The following is a 24,464-nucleotide window of genomic DNA, read 5'->3' as shown; positions in this document are numbered from 1 at the left end:
TCCTCGGCCACCGGCCAGTCGATGCCGAGCGCCGGATCGTTCCAGCGCAGGCCGCGATCATGCTCGGGGCTGTAGTAGTCGGTCACCTTGTAGGCGATGACGGTATTGGGTTCGAGCGTGCAGAAGCCATGCGCAAAGCCCGGCGGCACCCAGAGCTGCTGACCGTTGTCGGCGGAGAGTTCCACCTTCACATGCTGGCCGTAGGTCGGCGAGCCCCGCCGGATGTCGACGGCCACATCCAGGATCGCACCGACGAGGCAGCGGACGAGCTTGCCCTGCGCCCGCGGGTTCAACTGGAAGTGCAGGCCGCGCACCGTGCCGACCTCGGCCGACATCGACTGGTTGTCCTGAACGAAATGAACAGAACCAACGGCCGCCGTGAACAAGTCCTCGCGAAACGTCTCGACAAAATAACCACGCGCATCGCCGTGACGACGGGGAACAACAAGAAACAGACCATCTAAAGAGGAGCGTTCGAACTGCATGTTTGCTTCTGGGCTAGAGCGATTGTTGCGACAATGCATCTACCCGGTAGCAAAGGTCGTCAACGAATTTCGGCGGAGAAGCAGGCTCCAACCAGGCTGTAGGTCGATTGCGCCACGACCTCAGGCTTCCGAGCTCTGGAAGCCAAGTCTCTGGCGCGACGGCTGCCGGTCCACCGGCCGAGGCCAGCGGACCAGAGCGACGATTTCATACCCTTGGGGTAGGCCTCGGGTGCAGCGGTTCGGCGCGATGCCAGTTTTCAAGGATGCGGCCGTCGGTGTGGGTTTGCCTCGCCCAGCGGATGCCGTTCCCGATGACCTTGTGGATCATGGGGTCGTGGTAGATCGGGAAGGTTTCGTGGCCCGGGCTGAAATAGAAGATGCGGCCGCGACCGCGCTGGAAGGTGCAGCCGGACCGGAACACTTCGCCGCCGGAATACCAGGACATGAAGACGATCTCGTCGGGCTGGGGAATGTCGAAGGGCTCGCCATACATCTCCGAGGCAGCCACCTCGAAATAGGGTGGCAGGCCCTCGGCGATCGGGTGCGACGGGTTGACCACCCAGACGCGTTCGAGATCGCCCCCCGGCATCTCGCGCCAGGACAGATTGCAGTTGGTGCCCATCAGCCGCTTGAACAGCTTGGAATGATGGCCCGAGTGCAGCACCACGAGGCCCATGCCCCTTAAAATGCGCTGCTGCACGCGGTCGATCAGGCCGTCGCTGACGTCGTCGTGGGCCATGTGCCCCCACCAGAGCAGAACGTCGGTATCCTCGAGAAGGCTCTGCGGCAGCCCCTCGTCAGGATCGTCGAGCGTGCCGCGACGGATCTCGAAATCGGCATGGGCGATGCCCTTGGCGATCGCTCCGCCGATGCGGTCGGGGTAGATGTCGCTCACTGCCTTGTGGACCTGCTCGTGGCGACCCTCGTTCCAGATGGTTACCTTGATGGACATGCGTTCCTCTTTTCGTCAGAGCCTGGCCCCAAATTCTACTGGGCGGGCTCTCAGGCCGCGTTGGCGGAACGGAGAATCCGTCCGTCGGTGCTGAAGATGTGGCAAGCAGCGGGGTCGGCGGCGAGCGGCACCCGATCGCCCGGGCGGAAGGTGACGTCGCCCTCGACGCGGACGACGATCGGTTGGTCGATCGAACCGACGGTTAGGTAAGTCTCGACCCCCAGCCGCTCGACGATCGCCACCTCGGCGATGAAATGGGCCGCATCGTCGGCGACCACCTTGAGATGTTCGGGCCGCACGCCCAGCTTGGCGGCGCCATCGGGAAGCGAGGCGCCGGCATCGGCCAGCGTCAAGGCCATGCCGAGCGGGCCGGCAAGATGAACGGTGCCGGCACCGTCCCGGGTCATGGAGACGGGCAGGACGTTCATCTTCGGCGAGCCGATGAAGGTGGCGACGAATTCGTTGTCCGGCCGGTGATAGAGGTCCATCGGCGGGCCGGCCTGGGCGACGGTGCCCTGATTGAGCACGACGATCTTGTCGGCCATGGTCATCGCCTCCACCTGGTCGTGCGTCACATAGACGACGGTGGCGGACAGTTCGCGGTGCAGCCGTTGCAGCTCGGCGCGCATCTGCACGCGCAACGCGCTGTCGAGATTGGACAGCGGCTCGTCGAACAGGATCAGCGACGGCTTCTTGATGATGGCGCGGCCGATGGCAACGCGCTGGCGCTGGCCGCCGGACAGTGCGCCCGGCCGCCGGTCCAGCAGCTCGCGCAACTGCAAGATCTCGGCCACCTCCTCGACTTGGCGACGAATCTCGGCCGGCGCCACCTTCTTGAGGCTCAACGAGAAGCCGATGTTCTCGGCCACGGTCATGTGCGGATAGAGCGCGTAGGACTGGAAGACCATGGCGATGCCGCGCTTGTCGGGCGGCACGTCGTTGATGCGCGTGCCGTTGAGCACGAGGTCGCCGCTGTCGATGCCCTCGAGGCCAGCGATCATCCGGAGCAAGGTCGACTTGCCGCAGCCCGAAGGACCGACGAAGACGGCGAACTCGCCGTCGTCGACCGTCACGTCGACGCCCTTGATGACTTCCAGCGCGCCGTAGAACTTGCGGACGTTGTTGAGGTGAATCATTGGCTCGAACTCTTGTTTGGTCTCACCCCTTCACACCGCCCGAGAAGGTCTGGACGAGGAAGCGGCGCGCGAAGCCGAAGGCGACGACGGCGGGAACCAGGTAGATGAAGGCCAGCGCCGTCAGCAGGCCGTAGTCGATCTCGTTGATGCGCAGGAAGGCACGGAAGAGACCGAGCGGCAGAGTCTGCAGCTCCGGCGATGACAGCAGGATCAACGGCAGTAGAAAATCGCCCCAGGCCGACATGAAGGCGAACAGGCCGGAGGCGGCGAGACCCGGAAGGGCCAGCGGCACCAGCACCCGGCGAATGCGCTGGATCATGGTGGCACCGTCCATCAGAGCGGCTTCCTCGTAATCGCGCGGCAGACCGTCAAAGAAGGTCTTCATGATCCAGAGCGATAGCGGCAGCTGCATGGTGGCGAGCACCAGGATCAAGCCCAGATAGCCGTCGATGAAGCCGGTCCAGCGCATGATGTCGCGCGTGGCGCTGCCGAAGATGGGGCGCAGCAGGGCGCTTTCGGCGTTGTTCAGCGTCAGCAGGAACTTGTAGAGCGGCACGATCAGCGCCGTCGACGGCAGTACGCGGATCAGCAGGATGGCGTAGAGAAAGGGCAATTTCCACCAGGCACGGGTGCGCGACAGGGCATAGCCGCCGAGGCCGGACAGCACCATCACCAGGAAGGTGGCGGCCCCCACGACGAACAGCGAGTTGAACAGCCACTTGGCGCCATCTTCCTTGGTGAAGACGCGCAGATAGTTGGCAAAGGTCCAGGTTTCGGGCCAGCGCAGGAACAGCTGGGCATTGCCATCGAGCGAGGCGATCAGCAGCCAGAAGAAGGGAATGGCGCAGAAGATGGAGATCAGCGACAGCGTCGCGTAGGCCATCAGGTCGCCGCGAAGACGGTTGGCGGATTCGCCGGGGGGAGCTGCGGACATCTCAGATCTCCACCTTGGCGGCGCGAACGTAGGCAACACCGAGCACCAGCGACACGAGCAGCGCGATCACCGCCACCGCCGCGCCATAGCCGAGCTGATAGGCCGTGAACGACTGGTTGTAGATGTAGATGCTGATGAGTTCGGTGGCGCCGCCGGGGCCGCCGCGTGTCAGGGCATAGACGAGGCCGAACACGGCGATCGTCGAGACGGTCGAAATCAGCATGTAGAGAAGGATGGTCGGCATCATCAGCGGCACGGTAATGCGGCGGAACATCTGCGACGGCGTGGCGCCGTCCATGCGGGCCGCCTCGTAGATTTCCTGCGGAATGGTGCTGAGGCCGGCAGTGAGCAGGATCATCGCCGTGGCGATGCCACGCCATGTGTTGACGACGATGATCATGGTCAGGGGGAACACCTGCAACCAGTCGGCGGTCGGCAGGCCGAAGAAGGAGACGATGCGGCTCAGCGTCGCATGATCGCCGCCGGCCAGCATGGAAATCCACATGAAGCCGGCGACGACTTCAGGCGCCGCGTTGGGCAACAGGATGATCGATGAGAAAAGCGTACGGAACATGAGGCGGCGGCGCAGCGCCAGGGCCGAGACGAGGCCGAGTACGAACTGGCCGATGATCGCCGACCCCAGCACGAAGACGAAGGTGACGAACAGGGCGTTCCAGAACTTGGCGTCGTTGAAAAGACGCGTGTAGTTGCGTGAGCCGACGAAGCGGGGTGCACGCGCGGCAGCGCCGGTTAGCGCCTCGTTGGTGAAAGACAGATAGACCGAATAGATGGCCGGATAGATGACGAAGGCGAGAAGCAGCAGCAGCGACGGCAGGAGCACGATCATCAGCTGCCGTTCGGCGCGCCGTTCCTGGAGCGTTTTGGCCATGGGGCTCACACGAATGGATCGAAGACCATGGGGACGCGAGGCAGGCCCCGCGTCCCCTGTTCATCGGTGGCGGCGGATCACTTCACCGCTTCGTCGCCGAGCGTTTCCTTGACATAGTCGACGAGGATCTTCTGCGCGCCTGCGGCATCGACTTCCTTGCGCAGCAAGGCATCGGTGGCGCGGGCGACACCCTCGGCCACGGCGCCGAAGCCGGCTGCCTGTTTCAGGAAAGTGCCGTTTTCAGCGGCGGCATGGATCGGCACGAGTTCCGTGAGCTTCTGGAACTCGGGATTGCTGGCGGCGTCCTTGCTGGCGGGAATGTTGCCGATGCGGGCGGCATAGGACACCTGCGTCTCGACGGAACCGATTTCGAGCAGTGCCTTCTTGGCGAGTTCGACGTTGGCCGAGTCGGCATTGACTGCCCAGGGTGCGGCGAGGTTGGCGAGCACGAACTGGCCGCCTGACTGGCCGGGAACCGTCCAGGTGCCGACCACCTTGGTCACATCGGGAATTGGGTTCTTGCTCTCGCGCCCCCAGTCGAAGATGTAGCACCAGGACCCACACGTAGTGGCAACCAGCTTGCCGGCCGGGAACTGCTCGTACTTGGGGATCACCCAGGGCTCCGGCCCGAGCAGCGGCTGCACCGGCATCAGATCCTTGTCGATCAGCGTCTTATAGACGTTGAAGACATCCTTGACGCCCTCGCCATTGAGGTCGAGCTTGCCGTCGTCGGTGACGATCTGCGGCGTCTTGGAGCCGACGATCAGATGCTGGAAGCCCTCGTCGAAGGCGCCCGACCCCCAGCTGACACCAGCCGGGAAAAGCAGTCCGTAGGCGCCGGTCTTGGCCTTGATCTCCTCGGCGCGGGCAAGGAGATCGTCCCAGGTCTTCGGCTGCTCGGTGGAAATGCCGGCCTTTTCCAGCACGTCCTTGCGATAGTAGATCTCCTGGATGCCAAGCATGTAGGGCATCACATAGGTCTCGCCATCGGGGCTGACCGCCAGCTTCTTGGCAACGTCGTAAAAGTTCTTGTAGCCCTCCCAGGCGTTGATCTCGGCAGTGATCGGCGCAAGGTAACCGGCCTCGACCATGTCGGCCACGGCAGCCGTCGACGGCATGGAGAACAGGTCGGGGCCATTGCCGGCGCCAAGCTCGGTCAGGAGCTTGGAAAGGTAGTCCTTGTCGGGAGCCGGGTATTCGACGACCTCGACCTTGACGCCGAGCTTCTTCTCGATGCGCTCGACCGTCGACTTCATCGCGTCGATACCGGCCTGGCCGTGGTTGGCCAGACGAAGCGTCTCGGCCTGCACGAACGTGGACGCGCAGCCGAGCAGGATGGCGCAAAGGCCACCAAAGACCGTCTTTTTCAACGGACAATCCTCCCATGATGGATGACCGGCGCCCTCCAGCGTCGGTCGCGAGAAGTGTACACGTTTTCGCAACATCGACAAGTAACCCTATCCTTTCGTCTGATACACCTCACAAACTACTGAAAAATCCCGATAAAATTCGACTTGTCAGGAAAAATGCGTCCGTGTACACGTTTGCACAACAGGGGGCGAGGATGTCACAAATGGTCACGCGGTTGAGGCTGGGAGTGATCGGCGCAGGCTTGAAGGCGACCGAATACGCGGCAAGCTGGGCGGCGATGCCGGGCGTGGAGTTCGTGGCGCTCAGCGACACGTCGCCTGCCTCGCTCGACAGGCTGGCGGGTATTTGCGCGGCCAATGGCGCACCGCATCCGCGATGCTTTGCCGACTATCGGGACATGCTCGCCGCCTGCGGGAACGAGCTCGACATCGTCTACGTGTCGACGCCGCATGCCTTTCACGCCGAACAGGCGGTCGCCGTCGCCGAGCGCGGCATCGACATGTTCCTCGAAAAGCCGATGGTGACCACCGTTCCCGAGGCCGAAGCGCTGATCGCCGCGCAAAAGCGCGGCAAGGGCACCGTCGTCACCGCATTCCAGGGCGGGCTGTCGCCGCTGGTTCTCGACACGCGCCGACGGTCTCTTGCCGGCGAGTTCGGCGAGCTGATCGCCATTTCGGGCATGATCTGGGAAAGCTGGGCCAGCAACTACGCCGGCCACTGGAAGCAGAAACCCGAGATTTCCGGTGGCGGCTTCATGTTCGACACCGGCGCCCATCTGATGAACACCGTCTGCCTCCTCGCCAACTCCGATTTTGCCAGCGTCGGCGCCTACATGGACAATCGCGGCGCGCCGGTCGACATCGTCACCGCCGTTTCCGCCCGCCTCGCCAATGGCGCGCTGGCGACGCTGACGGCTGCCGGCGAAGGACCGAAGGGCTGCGCCTCGTTCATCTCGCTGTTCTTCACCAACGCCATCGTCCGCATCGACGCCTGGGGCGGCTGGCGAGAACTCGTAGTCGATGGCGTGGAGCAGCCGCGAGAAACAGCGGAGATCCTGGACAATCCGCTTAAAAGCTTTCTTGCCATCCGCGCCGGCAGCATGGAGAACACCGGCTCGGTGGAGATGGGGTTGAGATTTGCCCGGCTTTGGGATGCGATCAAGGCATCGGCACGGGCGAACGGCGTCCCGGTTCATATCGGCAAGGTCGAAGGACAGACGGAGCGATGAGCAGGAAGCGCATAACGTCGAAAGAACTTGCGGAACTCGTCGGTGTTTCGTCGGCAACCATTTCGCGGGCTTTCTCGCCGGATGCCCGCATCGGCGAGGAGACGCGCAGCCGCATCCTGGCGGCAGCGCGCAAGTACGGCTACCAGCCGAACGCCATCGCCCGTTCGCTCAACAACCAGCGCTCGCGCCTTGTCGCCGTGGTCGTCAACGCCATCGGCAATCCTTGCGAGGCGGAAGAGCAGCAATTGCTCGTTCATGCGCTGCAGGCGCGCCAACTGCTGCCGATCATCCTGTGCTGCGGTGACCATAGCGACCGATTGCAGCTGATGCGGCTCGCGGCGACCTACCAGGTCGACCATGTGGTGGTCTTTTCCGACATGGTGTCGCTGCGCGACGCCGTCGACATCTTCCCAACCACCAGACCGATCATCGTTTCCTTCGAGCCGCTGGAAAACGAGGAGGTGTCGACCATCCGCATCGACGGTTCGGCAGCGGCCGACGAGATCGTCGAGAGGTTGGTCGCCAACGGCAAGAGCCGCTTCACCTACCTCTCCGGCACCAGCTCGAGCTGGATCGACAAGCTCAGGCGCACGTGGTTCGCCGACGCGCTGACCCGGCGCGGCCTCACTTTCGTGGCGGACGCCACCGGCACCTATTCCTATGACAGCGGTTTCAAGGAAGCCATCCCGCTGGTCCACCGCTTCAAGACCGACGCCATCATCTGCGGCAACGACGTGATGGCAATCGGCGCCCGCGATGCCGTCAAGCGCGTGCTGGGCAAATCGGCGCCGGAAGACGTCGCCATCGTCGGCCAGGATGGCATCGCCATGGCCGCTTGGGACTGCCACGACCTGACCACGCTCAGCCTCGACCATGTCGCCTTCATCAATGCCGTCGTCGAGCTCATCGAACGGCACGAGGCCGGCGACGACAAGCCCGACACCATCACCTTGAACCTATCGACCCGATGGGGAGCAACGGCCTGACGCCCTTGCCTCTTCACGTCCCGCCCCAGAGGACAGTCGCCCAACCCCACCGACTGGAATTCAGACATGCGCCCCTATCGCGACCGCCAGAGAACCCTTGAGCAGCTTTCCCGCCATGTCGACACTTGGGTGGATGAGCTCGAAGCTTTCGAGCTGAAGACCCGGCGGCATCTCGGGCCCTTCATGGAGGCGGGGCCGGACGGCGCGCAGCGGCAGATAGCGCTGGGCGAGGACTGGAGCGACCGCCACGGCATCCACCGCTTCGAACTCGGCGAGCCGGTGACGCTGCCGGAAGGCCCCGTCGAGCTGCGGTTCGATTTCGGAGGCGAATCCCTGGTCCGACTCCTCGGCCTCGATGGCACGCTTCTCGATAGCTTCTCGGCCAATCCACGCCATCGCCGGTTCGACGCGCCGCGCGGCGTCGCCTTTCGCATCGTGGTGGAAGCGGCAGCTCGCACTTTGTTCGGCATCCCCAATCGCGAGCCGCGCCTCGGCATGGCCGAGGTCTATGAGTTCTATCCGGAAGTGCGCCATCTGCGCCGGCAGCTCGCGACACTGAAGGCGACGGCCGACGCCGTTGACGACAAGGAGCTCTCCCGGTCGCTGTTCGAGGCGGCCTCGATCGTCGTCTCCGGCCTGCGCCTGCCGACGGTAACCTCGGAGATCGGTCCGCGCCTCGCCGATCGCGCCTGGGCGCGCGACATCTGGGAGCGCAGCTTCGAACCGACGCTGGAGCCGGCGCCGCTCTCCAGCGAGGCCATCGCCTCGGTGGTAGAGGCCTGCCGGCGTTTTGACGACCTTATGGCCGAACTGCGCCTCGCCTATCCCAAGCAGGGCAATGTGCTGGTCAGCGGCCATGCCCACATCGACTATGCCTGGCTGTGGCCGCAACCGGAAACCGTGCGCAAGATCGTTCGCACCTTTTCGAGCGTCAACTCGCTGATGAAGCGCTATCCGGATTTCCGCTTCCTGCAGTCGTCTTCGATCTTCTATGCCCACACGGAGGAAGAAGACCCTGCCCTGTTCGAGGAAATCCGCCGCTGGGTCGCCGAAGGGCGATGGGAGCCGATCGGCGGCATGCTGATCGAATGCGACACCAACATGCCCTCGGCCGAGGCCTTCCTGCGCCAGTTCGTACTGGGGCAGAGCTATTTCCTGAAGCACTTCGGACGCCTCAGCCAAGTGGCCTGGCTGCCTGACACCTTCGGATTCACCGGCGCCATGCCGCAGATCATGCGCCATGCCGGCATCGAGGCGATGGTGACCATCAAGGTGACCTGGAACGAAACCAATCGCCTCACCGACAACCTGTTCCGCTGGCAGGGCAACGACGGCTCGCGAGTGTTCGTGCATACCTTCGACGCCTCGGCGCACGAAGGCTACAACATGACGATCTCGCCGCCTGCGCTTCTGGAGGTCTGGCGCAATCACGGTGGCAAGGATCTGTCCGACACGGTCATCGCTTCCTATGGCTGGGGCGACGGCGGCGGCGGACCGGATCCCGACCAGATCGAGTCCCTGCCTCTTCTCGACGCCATGCCGGCCATCCCCTCCGTCAGCCACGGCGCCCTTGAGCCGCATGTGCTCAATCTGGCCAAGAGCCTGGAGCACGCGGCGTTGCCGGTCTGGCGGGGTGAACTCTACCTGGAATACCACCGTGCCACGCTGACGACGCAGGCGCGCGTCAAGCAGCTCAACCGGCGCGCCGAAGCGGGCCTCGTCTCCGCCGAGGCGCTGTCGGTGCTCGATGCACTCGATGGGGGCTCGTCGGAGAGGCCCGATCTGGCCGCCGACTGGACGCTGCTCCTGCGCAACCAGTTCCACGACATCCTGCCGGGATCTTCCGTCCGCGAGGTCTACGAACAGACCGAAACAGAGCTGTCCGGCGTGGTCGACCATGCCGCGACCATCGCTCATGCGCGCCTCGCCGCGATCGCGACCCGGCGCTCGGGCACCCGCGAGGGCCTGCTGATCGCCAACATTTCGGGCTCGGCCAAAACCGCCCTTCAGGTCGAGAGCCGCGATCCATTGCCCGCCGTGCTCAGGCCGCAACCGGTCGAGGGGGGCTACGTTGCGACGATCGACCGCGAGATACGACCGCTATCCCTGGCTTTCGCGGGGACGGCAGGCACCCGGACGGTCGGCACCGATGGCAACGTGCTGGAGAACGACTTCGTCAGGGTGACGCTCGACGAGTTCGGCCGTGTCGCCAGCCTTTTGGACAAGCGGTGCGGACGCGAATTGCTCGACGGGCCGGGCAACCGGCTGATGCTTTACCGCAACGACTTGCCTCGCCAATACGATGCCTGGGACATTGAGGCCGGATTCGAGCTCGGCGAGGAAGAGTGGCTGTCGGTCGAGAGCCGGCGGGTGACGGCGGAGGGGCCGCATCTCGCCGAAGTCGAGGTCGTTCGCCGCCATTCGGCCAGCACCATCCGCCAGCGGCTGCGCCTCTGGGCCAACAGCCCGCGCCTCGAGATTGTGACCGATCTCGACTGGCACGATCGCCGCACCTACCTGCGCGCCACCTTCCCGGTGACCGTGCTGGCCGAGGAAGCGGTGTTCGACCAGGCGATCGGCGTCACCCGGCGACCGACTCACGACAACACCACATGGCAGCGCGCCCAGTTCGAGGCCTGCGGCCATCGCTTCGCCTCGCTGTCCGAGACCGATTGGGGCGCGGCGCTTCTGTCGGCCGACAAATACGGCTTCTCGGCGAAGGGCAACCTGTTGACGCTGAGCCTCATCCGCGGACCGATGTATCCGGACATGCTGGCCGACGAGGGGCATCATCGCTTCGTCTACGCCATATTGCCGCACGACGGCCGCTGGTGGAGCGAGGCGGTGCAGGCCGAGGCCGATCTGCTGGCCACTCCGCCGACTTTCGTCGCCGCACGCGGCGAGGCCGACTACGACGTCGCACCGATCGGCCTTGCCGGCCAGCAAGTGCGCCTGCACGCCCTGAAACCGGCCGAGGATGGCGCGGGATACGTGGTGCGCCTGTCGGAAGCGGCCGGGCGGCGCGGGGCTTTCTCGCTTGCATTGCCGGAGGGAAAAGTGGCGATGCCGGTCGATGCGCTCGAAAGGGCCAAGGCCGGAGACGATAACGACCTCGGCCGCCCGTTCGGCCTGGCCAGCTATCGGTTTTGATGCTGTCGGCCTGCCCCCATGTAGCGGGCGGCAGCCGCCGCCCGTTCCGGCGCCGGAGGCCGGTCAGAGCAGCGGACTGACCAGCCGCGCCAGATTTTCGGCAAGACTCAACACCATCGGCCGCCGCCGCCACTCATAGAGATCCAGGCGATCGCTCAAGGCCATGCACTCGGCTTGACGGGCAACCAGTTCGGCAACCTGCGCCGGGTCGTAGAGCAGCATGCTGACCTCGGCGTTGAGCATGAAGGACCTGAGGTCGGCGTTGCCCGAGCCCACGACGCCGATCCGGCCGTCGATCGACACGTGCTTGGCGTGAAGGAGATGGGCGCGATAGCGGTGGATGCGCACACCCATCGACATCAGTTCGTCGTAGAACGAACGCTGGGCGAGGCGCACCAGCCTCTGGTCCACCACGCGGGAAACGACGAGGTCGATGACGACGCCGCGATAGGCCGCCGTCTGAAGGGCCGCGAGCAACGCCTCGTCGGGTATCAGATAGGGACTGACCAGCGTCACCTGCGTTTCGGCGGCATGGATGAGAGCGACCAGCAGGCGTTCGAAGCCCGGCACGCCGTAATCCGGCCCGCTCGGCATGATCTGAACGGGAGAGAGCGCCACGTCCGGTGTCGGTGGCGCCGGCAGGATCTCGCGGGTTTCGAGATACCAATCGCTGGCGAAGACAGCCGCCACGGCCGCCGCCGCCGGTCCCTCGACGCGGGCCACCAGTTCGTCGTTGACGATGCCGCGACGAAAATCGCGATCGACGATGTTCTGCGAGCCGACGTAGGCGAGGCGGCCGTCGATCACCGCGATCTTGCGGTGATTGCGCAGGTCTGCCCGCGCCCGCCGGACCGTCGTCCACCAGCGGACCGGCAAGGCAAGCCGGCATTGCACTCCATCGGCCGCGAGGATGGCCTGTATTCGCCGCGCCCATGGACGAGAGCCGATGGCGTCGATCAGCACGCGCGCATCGACACCGCGACGAGCCGCACGGCCGAGCGCGGCAGCCACCTTCAGGCCGGTGACATCGTCTGCAAAGATGTAGGTCAGCAAATGAACGCTGGCCTCGGCCGTGTCGATATCGGCCACAAGGCGGTCGATCGATTGCTCGTAGTCGCCGATCAGCGCCAGGCTAGACGCACCGGTCACCGGAAACTCGCCAAGTCGTTCTGCAAGTTCGGCGATTCCGGGCACCGGCTGGGCCGGTCGCGGCAGGGATGCCGCCAAGCGTCGCCGGATGACGGCGGCTTCGGCAAAGCGCTGCTGCCGCCAGGCGGGAAAACGCGAGCGCCCGATCAGGCGATAGAGGACAAGGGCCGGCAACGGCAGGAAGAACACCAGCAGCAGCCAGCTGCGCGCCGCCTCGGGCTGGCGGCGCAGGGGGACGACCACCACCATGACCAAGCGGATCGACCATTCGATCAGGAAGTAGACGAGCGCCAGATGCTCGGTCCAAGCCAAGACGCACCCTCCCTCAATCCGGGACGACGCAACGCCGGCCCAGGGTGTCCTCTATGACCGAAACGGCGACGCTTATCCAGTCCCACTGCCGCCGCTGCAACCCAGCGAAGGCAAGGGATTTCCGCCCTCCTCCCCTCCTCAAAGCGGATTGGTGAACGGCGGCTCGGCGACTATGATCGGTCTGGTTGCGAAGGCGCCCGGAGAGGCAGGCCCGCGAGGCACCGGCGCGGCAAGCGACAGAGGGAGGGCGACATGGACAAGGTTGATCATCACGGCGCCGGCAAGTGTCCGGTCATGCATGGGGTCAGTCCCAATGCGATTTCCGCCGGCCGATCCAATCGGGACTGGTGGCCGAACCAGCTGAATCTCCGAATCCTGCATCAGCATTCCAGCCTTTCGGATCCAATGGGACCGGATTTCGTCTACGCCGAGGCGTTCAAGAAGCTGGATCTCTCGGCCGTGAACGCCGACCTCCACGCCTTGATGACCGACAGCCAATCCTGGTGGCCGGCGGACTGGGGCCACTACGGTCCGCTGTTCATCCGCATGGCGTGGCACAGTGCCGGCACCTACCGGCTGATGGATGGCCGTGGTGGCGGCGGCACCGGCAACCAGCGCTTCGCCCCGCTCAACAGCTGGCCTGACAACGTCAACCTCGACAAGGCCCGGCGGCTGCTGTGGCCGATCAAACGCAAATACGGCAACAGCCTGTCCTGGGCCGACCTGATGATCCTGGCCGGCAACTGCGCCCTGGAATCAATGGGCTTCAAGACCTTCGGCTTCGGTGGCGGCCGCGCGGACATCTGGGAGCCGGAAGAGGACATCTATTGGGGCGCCGAGAGCGAATGGCTCGGCGACAAGCGCTACAGTGGCGAGCGCGACCTCGAAAACCCGCTGGCCGCCGTGCAGATGGGTCTTATCTACGTCAACCCGGAAGGGCCGAACGGCAATCCCGATCCGGTGGCTTCGGGGCGCGACGTGCGCGAGACCTTCGCCCGCATGGCGATGAACGACGAGGAGACGGTGGCGCTCGTCGCCGGAGGCCACACTTTCGGCAAATGCCACGGCGCCGGCGATCCGACACTGGTCGGTCCCGAGCCGGAGGCCGCGCCGCTGGAGGCGATGGGGCTCGGCTGGAGGAACGCCTTCGGATCCGGCAGGGGGGTACACACCACAAGCAGCGGCATCGAAGGTGCCTGGAAGAAAAACCCGACCAGATGGGACATGGGCTACCTCAACACCCTGTTCGGCTACGAGTGGGAACTGGTGAGAAGTCCGGCGGGGGCCTATCAGTGGCTGGCCAAGGACGTCGCCGAGGAAGACCTCATTCCAGACGCTCACGACCCCACGCTCAAGCACCGGCCGATGATGACGACCGCCGACCTGTCGTTGCGCTTCGACCCGATCTACGGGCCGATCGCCCGGCGGTTCCGCGACGACCCCGCCGCTTTCGCCGATGCCTTTGCCCGCGCCTGGTTCAAGCTGACCCACCGCGACATGGGCCCGAAGGTGCGCTATCTCGGACCGGAAGTACCGACGGAAGACCTGATCTGGCAGGATCCGGTTCCACCTGTCGACCACGATCTGGTCGATGCCGGCGACATCGCCGCGCTCAAGGCGAAGGCGCTCGCCTCGGGGCTCACCGTTTCCGAGCTGGTCTCGACCGCCTGGGCGTCCGCCTCGACCTTCCGCGGGTCCGACATGCGTGGAGGTGCCAATGGCGCCCGCGTTCGGCTTGCCCCGCAGAAGGACTGGGAGGTGAATGAGCCGGCACGGCTCGCCCGCGCACTTTCGATGCTGGAAGGCATCCGGCTGGCGTTCAATGCGTCGACTCCCCGTCCGATCTCGCTGGCCGATCTGATCGTCCTCGCCGGGACGGCGGCCGTGGAGGAAGCGGCGAGAAAAGCCGGATACACGGTTGACGTACCTTTCTCGCCAGGGCGCACCGACGCGACGCAGGAGCAGACGGACGTGCCGTCCTTCGTGGTGATGGAACCCTACGCCGACGCCTTCCGCAACTACGCGAAGGCCGGGCGGCCGGTCGCGACCGAGGAACTGATGGTCGACCGGGCCCAACTGCTGACCCTGACCGCTCCGGAGATGACCGTCCTTGTCGGCGGGCTGCGCGTCCTTGGCGCCAACTGGGGCGGAACCCAGCATGGCGTCTTCACCGACCGGCCCGGCGTTCTCAGCACCGACTTCTTCGTCCATCTCGTCGACATGGGAACCGAATGGAGGCCGATGGCCGAGGGCGAAGAGACGCTGTTCGAAGGGCGCGATAGGGCAAGCGGCGTGGTGGAGTGGACCGCCACGCGCGTCGATCTGGCATTCGGCGCCAACTCCCAGCTGAGGGCACTGGCCGAAGCCTATGCCCAGGATGATGCAGGCGAGAAGTTCGTGCGCGACTTTGCCAAGGCCTGGGTCAAGGTCATGAACGCCGACCGATTCGACCTCGCCTGACAACTGCGGCCGGCCTCGGACCCCGGGGCCGGTCGCCGATAAACGACGACGCCCCATGACGGACGGCAGGCAGATTCAAGCCGCCGACCGGGGGTGAAACTTGGCCTTCCTGGCTGGTCGGCTCCTCCTGGATATCGAAGCGGAACCATGCGGACGCGCCCTTCCTCGGGCCGTGTCGACGCGCCGTTACGCCCGGCAATCATCCATAAGTATAAACACCAGACAAGAAAGTCTCCTCGGTTTGCACTTTACATGTCTACGTCACTTTCGTAAAGTTTTGCCCATCACGCACGGCGTCGGCGAGCGCGCGAGGTTTGGGCTACATGACGAACAAAGAGCGGGCCGGCCACCAGAAAGAGAGCAAAACCCGGGACCATATGGCGGTCGCGGCGCATATCCGTATGCTGCTACCTGCGCTTTCACAGGGGGAGCAGACTGTTGCCCTCTGGTTGTTAGAACGCGGGAATTTGACGAATAACCCGAAGATCGGTGAAGTCGCTGCGGCGCTTGGCATTTCCGAAGCGATGGTCGTCAAGGTGGCGCGGCGACTGGGCTACGGCGGGTTCAAGGATCTGCGCGCCGACCTCATGGCCTATTATGCCAACCTGCGGGTGGAATTCGACGAAGAGCTCAGGCGGGAGGATTCCATCCCGCAGATCGTGCGCAAGGTGTTCGCAACGGAGCGTTCGGCCCTCGAAGAGGTGGAAAGCATCCTCGACATCGACGCCATCACCGAGGCCGCGCGTATCTTCATCAAGGCGCGTCACCGCGACCTCTACGGCGTCGGCGGCTCGGCCACCGTCTGTGCCGACGCTTCGCACAAGTTCCTGAGGATCGGCATCCGTTCGAGCGTATTCTCCGACGCGCACCTGATCGCCATGTCGGCAAGCCTTCTCGAAGAAGGCGACGCGGCGCTGGTGGTTTCTCACTCGGGCGAATCCAAGGACGTCATCCTCGGCGCGGAAGTCGCCCGCGCCGCCGGCGCCAAGGTGATCACCATCACCAACTCGATCGCTTCGACACTGGCCCGCAATTCGGATGTCGTGCTGTGCGCGCCGGCCAAGGAAGCCCCGCTCATGGGGCAGAACGCCGCCGCCCGCATCGCCCAGCTCGCCATCCTCGACACGATGTTCATCTGCCTGGCGCGTGAAGACTACGAAACCGCCGAGCGCAATCTGAACAAGGTGCTGACCTCCGTCGCCGTCTACTCGACGAACGATCGTGGCCGGACCGAAAGACGCGGCACGCCCCGCGCTGACAAAAATTCGCCGGACGGCGTTCAGCCGGCGAAGGAAACCGCAAGGAAAAGGGTGGAGTTATGAAAATCAGAGGCTTGCTCATCGCGACCGTCGCCGCCGCCAGCATGTTTGGCTTTTCCGCCAGCGCCATGGCCGCAGACTACGCCATCGTCCTCAAGACGCTGTCCAACCCGTTCTGGGTGCAGATGAAGGACGGCATCGAGGCCAAGGCCAAGGAGCTCGGCGTTGAGGTCGACATCGTTGCCTCGCCGTCCGAGGAGGACTTCCAGGCTCAGCTGCAGCTGTTCGAGGACATGCTGAACCGCGATTACAAGGGCTTCGGCTTTGCGCCGCTGTCGCCGGTCAATCTGGTCAACCCGGCCGCAGCCGCCTACAAGAAGGGCAAGCCGATCGTCAACATCGACGAGAAGGTCGACATGAAGGCCCTCGAGGCCGCCGGCGCCACCGTCGAAGCCTTCGTCACCACCGACAACGTCAAGGTTGGTGAGAAGGGTGCCAAGTTCATCATCGACCAGCTCGGCGCCGAGGGCGGCGAAGTCGCCATCGTCGAAGGCAAGGCCGGCAACGCTTCGGGCCAGGCTCGCCATGACGGCGCCAAGGCGGCCTTCGAGGCCACCTCGAACGTCAAGCTCGTCGCCAGCCAGCCGGCTGACTGGGATCGTCTGAAGGCGCTCGACGTCGCTACCAACATCCTGCAGTCGTCGCCCGACCTGAAGGCCTTCTACTGCGCCAACGACACCATGGCGCTCGGCGTCATGCAGGCGGTGCAGAATGCCGGCAAGGCCGGCAAGGTGCTGGTGGTCGGCACCGACGGTGCTCCGGAAGCCCGCGAGATGGTGGCAGCCGGTCGCCTGACCGCCACTGTCGCCCAGGACCCGGCCAAGGTCGGCGCCACCAGCCTTGAGCTGCTGGTCAATGCCGTCAAGGCTGGCAAGCTGACGCCGGTTGGCACCGAGCCCAAGTTTGTCGCGGTGGATTCGGTTCTCGTCACCAAGTGATGCCTTGACCGAGGCGAGACGGCCGTTGCGCATGCGGCCGCCTCCCTCCTCCTCCGTCCGGCGTGTCACTCCCCCGGCGCGCCGGACGATTTCTTGAGCAAGAGCCGCTCGACCTGAAGCGGGCTTTTGCCGCCTCCCTTCGCTTTCACGCAGCCGCCTTTACCGCAGCGCCCGGCAGGTGCTCGGGCGGATGCTCTGGACAGCCATCCGATCGGACGACCTAAGCGAGATCGACATGTCAAATCTGGCTCCGAACACCGCCGGCCCAGCCGGCACCGAAGCGGTCGCCCCGATCGTCCGTATGGTCGGCATCGAGAAGCATTTCAACAACGTATCGGTGCTGAAGGGTGTCAACCTCGACATCCGCCCCGGCGAGGTGCACGTCCTTTTGGGCGAGAACGGCGCCGGCAAATCGACGCTGATGAAGATCCTGACCGGCATTCATGAGCCGACCGGCGGCGACATCGTGCTGGATGGCGTGTCACACGCGTTGGTGACGCCGCGTCAGGCCAGCGAGGCCGGTATTTCGATCATCTATCAGGAGCTGTCCGTCATCAACGAGCTGTCGGCGCTCGAAAATCTGTTCGTCGGGCGACTGCCAGTGAAGCGCCGCCTCGGCGTGCCGGTGGTCGACTGGAAGCTGATGGAAGCGGAAGCGCGGACGATCATCGGACGGCTGGGCCTCGGCAGCCTCGACCTTCACAAGCCAGTCGGCGAAATGCCGATCGCCCACCGCCAGATCATCGAAATCGCCAAGTCGCTGATGAAGAACGTGCGCGTGCTCGTCATGGACGAGCCGACGTCGTCGCTGACCTCGGTGGAGACCGAGCGGCTGTTCGCACTCGTTCGCCAGCTCAAGGCGGAAGGCACCGCCATCCTGTTCATTTCCCACAAGCTCGACGAGGTGCGCGAGATCGGCGACACCTTCTCGGTGCTCAAGGACGGCGTTTCCACCGGCCATGGCCGCATCGCCGACTTCACCAACGACGACCTCGTTCGCATGATGGTCGGCCGCGTCGTCAAGCAGCGCTTCCTGGCGGAGGGGACGATCGACCGCACAGCAACGCCGGTGCTGAAGATCGAGAACGTTACCAGCGCCGACCACAAACGGGTCCGCGATGTCAGCTTCGAAGTGCACCATGGCGAGGTGCTGGGCTTTGCCGGCCTCGTCGGTTCCGGCCGCACCGACCTCATGAACTGCCTGTTCGGTGCCGAACCGCGCGCCGCCGGCAAGATCATTCTCAACGGCGCCGACATCACGCCCAAGAACCCCGTCGAGGCGGTGAAGTCGGGCATGGCCTACCTCACCGAGAACCGGCGCCAGACCGGGTTCACCCCCAACTTCACCATCGAAGGCAACATCGCCGTCACCAAGTCGGTGAAGGACGCGCCGCTTCGCGGCACCTGGGGCCTCGTCGATCGCAAGGCCGAGCGGGTGATCGCCGAGGAGCAGCGCAAGCAACTCTCCATCCGCTGCGCCGGCATCGACCAGAGCATTCTGGAGCTCTCGGGCGGGAACCAGCAGAAGGTGCTGGTCGGCAAATGGATGTCGATCGCTCCCTCCGTCATCATCTTCGACGAACCGACGCGCGGCATCGACGTCGGCGCCAAGTCGCAGATCCACGAAATCATTCGGACGCTCGCCAACGCCGGCAAGGCGGTGATCATGGTGTCGTCCGAACTCCCCGAAATCCTGGCCGTCTGCGACCGCGTCGCTGTGTTCCGCAACGGTCGCATCATGGACGTCCTCGACGGTGCCACGGCAACCGAGGAGTCCATTCTGAGCGTCGCAATGAGGGACGGCAAATGAGCCAGCGCGTGAAACTTGGCAAACTCTGGGACATCTACGGGACGCTCTGCATCCTGCTGGTGATCGTGGTGCTGTTCAGCGCCTTGTCTCCCACCTATTTCACCCGCCCCGAAAACATCGTGCAGATCTTCCTGCAGAGTTCGATCACCATCATGATCGCGCTCGGCGAGTTCTTCCCGATCCTGATCGCCGGCATCGACCTGTCGGTCGGCGCGGTTCTGGCGCTCACCGGCATGATCACCGCCCAGCTGATGGTGGCCGGCTTCGATCCGACGCTGGCGGTGCTGCTGGGTGGCGTCGGCGGCGGTCTGGTGCTCGGCGCGATCAACGGCCTGCTGGTCAACTTTACCGGCCTGCATCCGTTCATCATCACTCTTGGCACCAATGCCATCTTCCGTGGCGTGACAATGATCATCTCCGGTGCCAGTCCGGTGTTCGGCTTCTCCTACGACTTCGTGAATACGGTCACCGGCTTCGTCGGCTTCGTACCGGTGCCTGTCATCTTTGCGCTGTCGTTTGCCGTCGTGCTCTGGTTTTTCACCGCCAAGACGCGCCTCGGCCGCAATATCTACGCGGTCGGTGGCAACAAGGAATCGGCCTTCTATTCGGGCATCGACGTCAAGCTGCACACGTTGATCGTCTTCATGATCTCCGGCCTCTGCGCCGGTCTTGCCGGCGTGCTGTCCATCGCCCGCCTCGGCGCTGCCGAGCCGGCGGCCGGCACCGGCTTTGAGACCTACGCCATCGCGGCGGTGATCATCGGCGGCACCAGCTTCTTCGGCGGCAAGGGACGCATCCCCTCCGTGGTAATCGGCGGCCTGATCATCGGCACCATCAACAACGGCCTCAACATCCTGCGCGTTCCCACCTTCTACCAGTTGGTGGTGATGGGCGGACTGATCATCTCGGCCGTGGCGCTCGACCGCCTGATCGGCCGCATGCGCTGATGCAAAGCCCGTCGGTCATCATATAAAGAGTCCCGTCCCGCCGTCCTCCAGGCGGGGCGGCCCGCCCCCGCCGCTCCTCCCCACGGCGGGGGGCTTGCCGGAAAGTACCGGCCCAGACCAGGACGACCCGATGAAGATCAAGATTTCTCCCTCCCTGATGTGCATGGACCTCCTGCGCTTCAAGGAACAGCTTACCTTCCTCGACAGCCATGCCGATTTTCTGCACATCGACATCATGGACGGCCATTACGTGCCGAACCTCACGCTGTCGCCGTTCTTCATGGAGAATGTCACCAAGGTCTCCAAGCTGCCGATGGATTGCCACCTGATGACCACGGACCCGTGGATGTGGGTGCCGATCATGGCCAAGGCGGGCGCCGGTTACATTTCCCCGCAAGCCGAGACGATCAACGCCATCGCCTTCCGCATCATCGCCAAGATCCGCGAGCTCGGTTGCAAGCCCGGCATCGTGGTCAATCCGGCGACGCCGCTCGACAGCCTCAAGCACTACATCCACCTGATCGACAAGATCACCATCATGACGGTCGATCCGGGCTATGCCGGCCAGCCGTTCATCGAGGAGATGCTGGACAAGATCGCGGAAGCCAAGCGTCTGCGCGAGGAACGCGGCCTCAACTTCCTGATCGAAGTCGACGGATCCTGCAACAAGCGCACCTATGCGCGCCTTGCCGCGGCCGGCGCCGACGTGTTCATCGTCGGCACCTCGGGTCTTTTCCACAATCACGAAGACATCGCCGAGGCCTGGAATATCATGACCGCCGACATCGAGGCGGCTCTCGGAGCGTCAGCATGAGCGTCTTCGCCGGCATCGACCTCGGCGGCACGCACACGCGTTTCGCCGTGATGGCGGACGACAAATTCGTGCTGTCCGAGAAATACGTGACCGCCGACCTGATGGCAGCGGGACCGAGGCTTGCCGGAACCATCGCCCGTTATCGGGACGTCGTGGAACGCTGCGGCCTCCAGCCGCAGGCGGTGGGCATCGGCTTGCCGGCAACGCTCGACGCCGACCGCCGCGTCGTGCTGTCGGCGCCCAACGTCGATGGGCTCGACGGGCTCGATGTGGTGTCGCTTCTGGAGGGCGCCCTCGGCGTACCGGTCGTGGCGGAGCGGGACGTCAATTTCCAGTTCTTCCATGACATGAGCGCCTGCGGGCGGACGCCCAAGGTGGCGCTCGGCGTCTACATCGGCACCGGCGTCGGCAATGCCGTATGGATCAACGGCTTCTATACGGGCGCCCATGGTTCGGCCGCCGAACTCGGCCATATCCCGGTGCCCGGCGCCACGGGCATCTGCGGCTGCGGCAAGGTCGGCTGCCTCGAAACGGTGTGTTGCGGTCGCTGGCTGAAGGGCTGGCAGGAACGCAACGCGCCGGACACGCCGATCGCCGACATTTTCGCCTGCCACGGCGAACACCCCGATATCCGCACCTTCGTCGAGACGGCAGCGATGGGAATCGCCACCGCCGTCAACATCATCGACCCCGAGCTGGTGTTCCTGGGCGGCGGCGTCCTCGAAATGCCGGCCTTCCCCTTCGATACACTGAAAACGCGGCTTCTCGCCCACGCTCGCGCGCCCTTCCCGCGCGACGTGCTTGAGGTGCGGCTCGCCTCCAACCTCGGCGACAGCGGCGCGCGCGGCGCCTGCCTCTATGTCGCCGGCAAATTCGGAGCCGTCCAATGACCGGCAAGCTCAAGATCGTCATCTCTTCCGACCACGTCGGCATCGACCTCAGGAAGACCGTCGCCGCCCACCTCACGGCACTCGGCCATGCGGTCGAGGATGTCGGCCCGGTCACCGCCGAGCGCACCGACTATCCGACCTGGGGCGAAAAGGCCGCCCGCATGGTTCAGGCCGGCAAGGCAGACTTCGGCGTCGTCATCTGCGGGACTGGTTTCGGCATTTCGCTCGCCGCCAACAAGCTCAAGGGCATCCGCTGCGCCGTCTGCTCGGAGCCCTATACGGCCCGCCTGTCGCGCCAGCACAACAATGCCAACATGCTGGCCTTCGGCGCCCGCGTGGTCGGACAGGATCTGGCGCTGATGATCGTCGACGAGTTCTTCGCCGCCGAGTTCGAAGGCGGGCGCCATGCCCGCCGCGTCGACATGATCGGCGAGATCGAGACGCGCGAGGGGCGCTGATCGACCCTCAGCAGTGATGACGACGGCCGCGCGCCTCAGGACGCGCGGCTGTTTTTTGTCAGGAGAGCCTCGACCTCCTGCCGCGTTGGCGCCGCCTCGGAGGAGCCTTCCTTGGTGCAGGCGAGAGCGCCGGCGGCCGCCGCGAAGCGGACGGCGCTTTCCACCGCCATTCCTTCGGCCAGCGCCACGGCCAGTCCGGCCGCAAAGCAGTCGCCGGCCGCCACGGTATCGATGGCCTTGACCGCAAACGGTGGCACGTGCCCCCGGAAGACTGCACTGTCGACGTAGACGCCACGGGCGCCCATCTTGACGAGAGCGAGCGGCAGCCCGGTCTCCCTCAACCGGCCGGCGGCGGCCGCCGCCGCCTCGACATCGACCGGCGCGATGCCGGTCAGCGCCTCGGTCTCGATCTCGTTGGGCGTCAGCGCGTCGAACATGCGGATGGTATCGGCCCCGAAGGGGAAGGTCGGAACCGGCGCCGGATCGAGAATGGCGAGCGCACCGGCCCGGCGCGCCAGTTCGACGGCTTTCAGCGTGGCCGGAAATGGATGTTCGAGCTGGGCGAGCAGAACCTTCACGCTGGAGAACAACGGCGCTGCCGCCTCGACCTGCTCGACCGCCAGCCCCGTGTTGGCACCCGGCACGACGGTGATCGCGTTCTCACCCCGACCGTCGATGCCGATGACGGCGATACCGGTCGGGAGCGACGCATCGATGGCCAGACAACCTGGATCGACGCCGAGGCCGGCAAGCTGCGAGCGGATGAACTCGCCGAAAGAGTCCGCACCAATGCGCCCGATGAAGCGCACGGGCGTACCCAGCCGCGCCACGGCCACCGACTGATTGGCCCCCTTGCCCCCGAGAACCATGGAATAGCGATGGCCGGTGAGCGACTCGCCGGGACGCGGGGCGCGGTCGGCGTAGGTGACGATATCCACGTTGACCGAGCCGATGACGATGACGGACACAACACTCTCCAACTGAAGCCGTGACGCGGCGAGAAACCAGCAGCCCGTTTCAAGCCTCCGTCAGGGTTTGGCGGAACTTTGATTTCGGGCAGCATCGTTGTATCGCTAGGACTTACACCCCGAAAGCAGCCTTTCGGACGGGTAGAGCGAATACCGGGGACTGGCAATGACGGGAAATCTTCGGTCGACGACGACGCGCCCTCGGCGAACGCCGTCGTCGATCAAGGATGGACCGGGGATCAACCACGGAGACATCGCCGATCATAACTCCCGCATCGTGCTCGAGCTTCTGCGCGTCTTCGGAGCCCTCACCCGTCGCGACCTGTCGCAGCGACTGGGACTAACCGAGCCGGCGATCACCGGCATCCTCAGACGCCTTGAAGGACGCGGCCTCGTCACGTCGCGCCGCCAGAGCGATGCAAGCCGCTATCCCGTCACCGAGTTCCTGATGAAGCCGCAGGGGTGCGTGGCGCTCGGCCTGAGACTCGCCCGACGGGCAGAAACAGCCGTCCTCGTCGATGCGGCCGGCAGCGTCATCGCCGAGCAGCGTGACATACGACCGGACCAACTGATCGCCACCGGCAAGACGCTGCTCGCCCAGAAGCCGGAAGGGGCGAAAGTGCTCGGCGTCGGCGTCGCCTTGTCGCCCGACGATGGCATCACCTTCCAGGAGGTGCAGGCGGCTTTCGCGCCCTTGACGGTACTCGCCAACGCGGACAGCGCCACCGCCGCCACCGCCGAGCGCCTGATCGGTGCCGGCGACCGTGACGGCGGCTTCGTCAGCATACTCGTCACACGTTCGGGCGTTCGGGCCGGCCTGTCGATCGGCGGACGGCCTTTTCACGGCATGCACGGCTTTGCCGGCGGAATCGGCGCCATGCGAACGGGACAGGATCGCGCGCCATTGGCCGAGGGCCTGTCGCCGGACCGGCTCGACGCGGCCATCGCTGCTTGCAACGCCCCTGAGGCAGCGGTCGCCGAATGGGCGCGCGAAGCGGCTGACCATCTGCTCGACGCGGTGGTGGCCATCTCCGGGGTGGTGGTGCCCGGGCTCATCGTCATCGGTGGCGATCTGCCGGACGCGGCCGTCGATGCCGTGGTGGCCGAGATTCTGGCAGCCCCGGTGGCAATCGGCGGCCGACCCACGACCACCTCGTGGATGCCGCCCCTTCGCCGCTCAAAACTGCCGGCAGCCGGCGTCGCTCTCGGTGCGGCACTGCTGCCGGTCGTCGAACTTCTGCTGCCGGATCCGAGATGACTCCCTGGGA

Annotated in this window: 20 protein-coding genes; 12 read left to right on the top strand and 8 right to left on the bottom strand. The window is 65.0% G+C overall.

Translation table 11 applies throughout. The features are described 5' to 3' along the window. The 6 genes from rfbC to QQZ18_RS19235 all read right to left on the bottom strand — a co-directional run. On the bottom strand, positions 1–485 hold a 485-nt coding region (gene rfbC / locus QQZ18_RS19260; RefSeq protein ID WP_284542570.1), incomplete at its 3' end, for a dTDP-4-dehydrorhamnose 3,5-epimerase. A gap of 205 nt (positions 486–690) precedes the next feature. Beyond that, a complete protein-coding gene (locus QQZ18_RS19255) occupies positions 691–1,437 on the bottom strand; it encodes a ThuA domain-containing protein (RefSeq protein ID WP_284542569.1) in 747 nt (248 codons plus the stop codon). 50 nt (positions 1,438–1,487) lie between these two features. Further along, positions 1,488–2,573 (bottom strand): ABC transporter ATP-binding protein, encoded by a 1,086-nt coding sequence (locus QQZ18_RS19250; protein WP_284542568.1) that lies wholly within the window; start codon positions 2,571–2,573, stop codon positions 1,488–1,490. A 22-nt stretch (positions 2,574–2,595) separates the two neighbouring features. Beyond that, positions 2,596–3,507 carry a carbohydrate ABC transporter permease gene (locus tag QQZ18_RS19245; RefSeq protein ID WP_284542567.1) on the bottom strand — a complete coding sequence of 304 codons (912 nt, stop codon included), beginning with the start codon at positions 3,505–3,507 and terminating at the stop codon, positions 2,596–2,598. A gap of 1 nt (position 3,508) precedes the next feature. After that, positions 3,509–4,396, bottom strand: a complete 888-nt coding sequence (locus QQZ18_RS19240) for a carbohydrate ABC transporter permease (protein ID WP_284542566.1) — start codon at positions 4,394–4,396, stop codon at positions 3,509–3,511. Between the two features lie 77 nt (positions 4,397–4,473). After that, positions 4,474–5,766, bottom strand: a complete 1,293-nt coding sequence (locus QQZ18_RS19235) for an ABC transporter substrate-binding protein (protein ID WP_284542565.1) — start codon at positions 5,764–5,766, stop codon at positions 4,474–4,476. A gap of 203 nt (positions 5,767–5,969) precedes the next feature. On the opposite strand from QQZ18_RS19235, the gene QQZ18_RS19230 reads away from it, so the two are divergent. The 3 genes from QQZ18_RS19230 (at position 5,970) to QQZ18_RS19220 (ending at position 11,131) form a co-directional block, all read left to right on the top strand. After that, positions 5,970–6,995, top strand: a complete 1,026-nt coding sequence (locus QQZ18_RS19230; RefSeq protein WP_284542564.1) for a Gfo/Idh/MocA family protein — start codon at positions 5,970–5,972, stop codon at positions 6,993–6,995. Then, positions 6,992–7,981, top strand: a complete 990-nt coding sequence (locus QQZ18_RS19225; protein ID WP_284542563.1) for a LacI family DNA-binding transcriptional regulator — start codon at positions 6,992–6,994, stop codon at positions 7,979–7,981. The genes QQZ18_RS19230 and QQZ18_RS19225 overlap by 4 nt, the downstream gene beginning before the upstream one ends. Positions 7,982–8,047: 66 nt before the next feature. Then, on the top strand, positions 8,048–11,131 hold the full coding sequence (locus tag QQZ18_RS19220; RefSeq protein ID WP_284542562.1) for an alpha-mannosidase: 3,084 nt from the start codon (positions 8,048–8,050) through the stop codon (positions 11,129–11,131). A gap of 63 nt (positions 11,132–11,194) precedes the next feature. Here the strand turns inward: QQZ18_RS19220 and QQZ18_RS19215 are convergent, their stop codons facing one another. Next, a complete protein-coding gene (locus QQZ18_RS19215; RefSeq protein ID WP_284542561.1) occupies positions 11,195–12,592 on the bottom strand; it encodes a phospholipase D-like domain-containing protein in 1,398 nt (465 codons plus the stop codon). Between the two features lie 252 nt (positions 12,593–12,844). On the opposite strand from QQZ18_RS19215, the gene katG reads away from it, so the two are divergent. The 8 genes from katG to rpiB all read left to right on the top strand — a co-directional run bounded on the left by katG (position 12,845) and on the right by rpiB (position 22,228). After that, complete coding sequence (katG, locus tag QQZ18_RS19210; protein ID WP_284542560.1) at positions 12,845–15,052, top strand: catalase/peroxidase HPI; 2,208 nt, start codon at positions 12,845–12,847, stop codon at positions 15,050–15,052. A 323-nt stretch (positions 15,053–15,375) separates the two neighbouring features. Next, entirely contained in the window at positions 15,376–16,374 is a 999-nt protein-coding gene (alsR, locus tag QQZ18_RS19205; protein WP_284542559.1) for a transcriptional repressor AlsR, read from the top strand. Continuing rightward, positions 16,371–17,309 (top strand): D-allose transporter substrate-binding protein, encoded by a 939-nt coding sequence (gene alsB / locus QQZ18_RS19200; protein ID WP_284542558.1) that lies wholly within the window; start codon positions 16,371–16,373, stop codon positions 17,307–17,309. The genes alsR and alsB overlap by 4 nt, the downstream gene beginning before the upstream one ends. 235 nt (positions 17,310–17,544) lie before the next feature. Next, complete coding sequence (locus QQZ18_RS19195; RefSeq protein ID WP_284542557.1) at positions 17,545–19,119, top strand: sugar ABC transporter ATP-binding protein; 1,575 nt, start codon at positions 17,545–17,547, stop codon at positions 19,117–19,119. After that, a complete protein-coding gene (gene alsC, locus QQZ18_RS19190; RefSeq protein WP_284542556.1) occupies positions 19,116–20,066 on the top strand; it encodes a D-allose ABC transporter permease in 951 nt (316 codons plus the stop codon). The genes QQZ18_RS19195 and alsC overlap by 4 nt, the downstream gene beginning before the upstream one ends. A 130-nt stretch (positions 20,067–20,196) precedes the next feature. Beyond that, a complete protein-coding gene (gene alsE / locus QQZ18_RS19185; RefSeq protein ID WP_284542555.1) occupies positions 20,197–20,880 on the top strand; it encodes a D-allulose 6-phosphate 3-epimerase in 684 nt (227 codons plus the stop codon). Further along, complete coding sequence (gene alsK / locus QQZ18_RS19180; RefSeq protein WP_284542554.1) at positions 20,877–21,770, top strand: allose kinase; 894 nt, start codon at positions 20,877–20,879, stop codon at positions 21,768–21,770. Before alsE ends, alsK begins: the two co-directional genes overlap by 4 nt. Further along, positions 21,767–22,228 carry a ribose 5-phosphate isomerase B gene (gene rpiB / locus QQZ18_RS19175; RefSeq protein WP_284542553.1) on the top strand — a complete coding sequence of 154 codons (462 nt, stop codon included), beginning with the start codon at positions 21,767–21,769 and terminating at the stop codon, positions 22,226–22,228. The genes alsK and rpiB overlap by 4 nt, the downstream gene beginning before the upstream one ends. A gap of 35 nt (positions 22,229–22,263) precedes the next feature. Here the strand turns inward: rpiB and QQZ18_RS19170 are convergent, their stop codons facing one another. Beyond that, complete coding sequence (locus tag QQZ18_RS19170) at positions 22,264–23,196, bottom strand: ribokinase (protein WP_284542552.1); 933 nt, start codon at positions 23,194–23,196, stop codon at positions 22,264–22,266. A gap of 166 nt (positions 23,197–23,362) precedes the next feature. On the opposite strand from QQZ18_RS19170, the gene QQZ18_RS19165 reads away from it, so the two are divergent. Further along, a complete protein-coding gene (locus tag QQZ18_RS19165; RefSeq protein WP_284542551.1) occupies positions 23,363–24,454 on the top strand; it encodes an ROK family transcriptional regulator in 1,092 nt (363 codons plus the stop codon). The last annotated feature ends 10 nt before the right edge of the window (positions 24,455–24,464 follow it).

Origin of the sequence: Pleomorphomonas sp. T1.2MG-36, assembly GCF_950100655.1 — a bacterium.
Taxonomy (GTDB): Bacteria; Pseudomonadota; Alphaproteobacteria; order Rhizobiales; family Pleomorphomonadaceae; genus Pleomorphomonas.
This window is presented reverse-complemented; position numbering and strand designations above follow the sequence as displayed.

Coding starts and splice junctions, on each gene's coding strand:
- alsK (WP_284542554.1), top strand. CDS start 20,877: ATGAGCGTCTTCGCCGGCATCGACCTCGGCGGCACGCACACGCGTTTC.
- QQZ18_RS19195 (WP_284542557.1), top strand. CDS start 17,545: ATGTCAAATCTGGCTCCGAACACCGCCGGCCCAGCCGGCACCGAAGCG.
- QQZ18_RS19240 (WP_284542566.1), bottom strand. CDS start 4,396: ATGGCCAAAACGCTCCAGGAACGGCGCGCCGAACGGCAGCTGATGATC.
- QQZ18_RS19245 (WP_284542567.1), bottom strand. CDS start 3,507: ATGTCCGCAGCTCCCCCCGGCGAATCCGCCAACCGTCTTCGCGGCGAC.
- QQZ18_RS19230 (WP_284542564.1), top strand. CDS start 5,970: ATGGTCACGCGGTTGAGGCTGGGAGTGATCGGCGCAGGCTTGAAGGCG.
- QQZ18_RS19225 (WP_284542563.1), top strand. CDS start 6,992: ATGAGCAGGAAGCGCATAACGTCGAAAGAACTTGCGGAACTCGTCGGT.
- alsC (WP_284542556.1), top strand. CDS start 19,116: ATGAGCCAGCGCGTGAAACTTGGCAAACTCTGGGACATCTACGGGACG.
- QQZ18_RS19255 (WP_284542569.1), bottom strand. CDS start 1,437: ATGTCCATCAAGGTAACCATCTGGAACGAGGGTCGCCACGAGCAGGTC.
- alsR (WP_284542559.1), top strand. CDS start 15,376: ATGACGAACAAAGAGCGGGCCGGCCACCAGAAAGAGAGCAAAACCCGG.
- QQZ18_RS19220 (WP_284542562.1), top strand. CDS start 8,048: ATGCGCCCCTATCGCGACCGCCAGAGAACCCTTGAGCAGCTTTCCCGC.
- alsB (WP_284542558.1), top strand. CDS start 16,371: ATGAAAATCAGAGGCTTGCTCATCGCGACCGTCGCCGCCGCCAGCATG.
- QQZ18_RS19250 (WP_284542568.1), bottom strand. CDS start 2,573: ATGATTCACCTCAACAACGTCCGCAAGTTCTACGGCGCGCTGGAAGTC.
- QQZ18_RS19165 (WP_284542551.1), top strand. CDS start 23,363: ATGACGGGAAATCTTCGGTCGACGACGACGCGCCCTCGGCGAACGCCG.
- katG (WP_284542560.1), top strand. CDS start 12,845: ATGGACAAGGTTGATCATCACGGCGCCGGCAAGTGTCCGGTCATGCAT.
- alsE (WP_284542555.1), top strand. CDS start 20,197: ATGAAGATCAAGATTTCTCCCTCCCTGATGTGCATGGACCTCCTGCGC.
- rpiB (WP_284542553.1), top strand. CDS start 21,767: ATGACCGGCAAGCTCAAGATCGTCATCTCTTCCGACCACGTCGGCATC.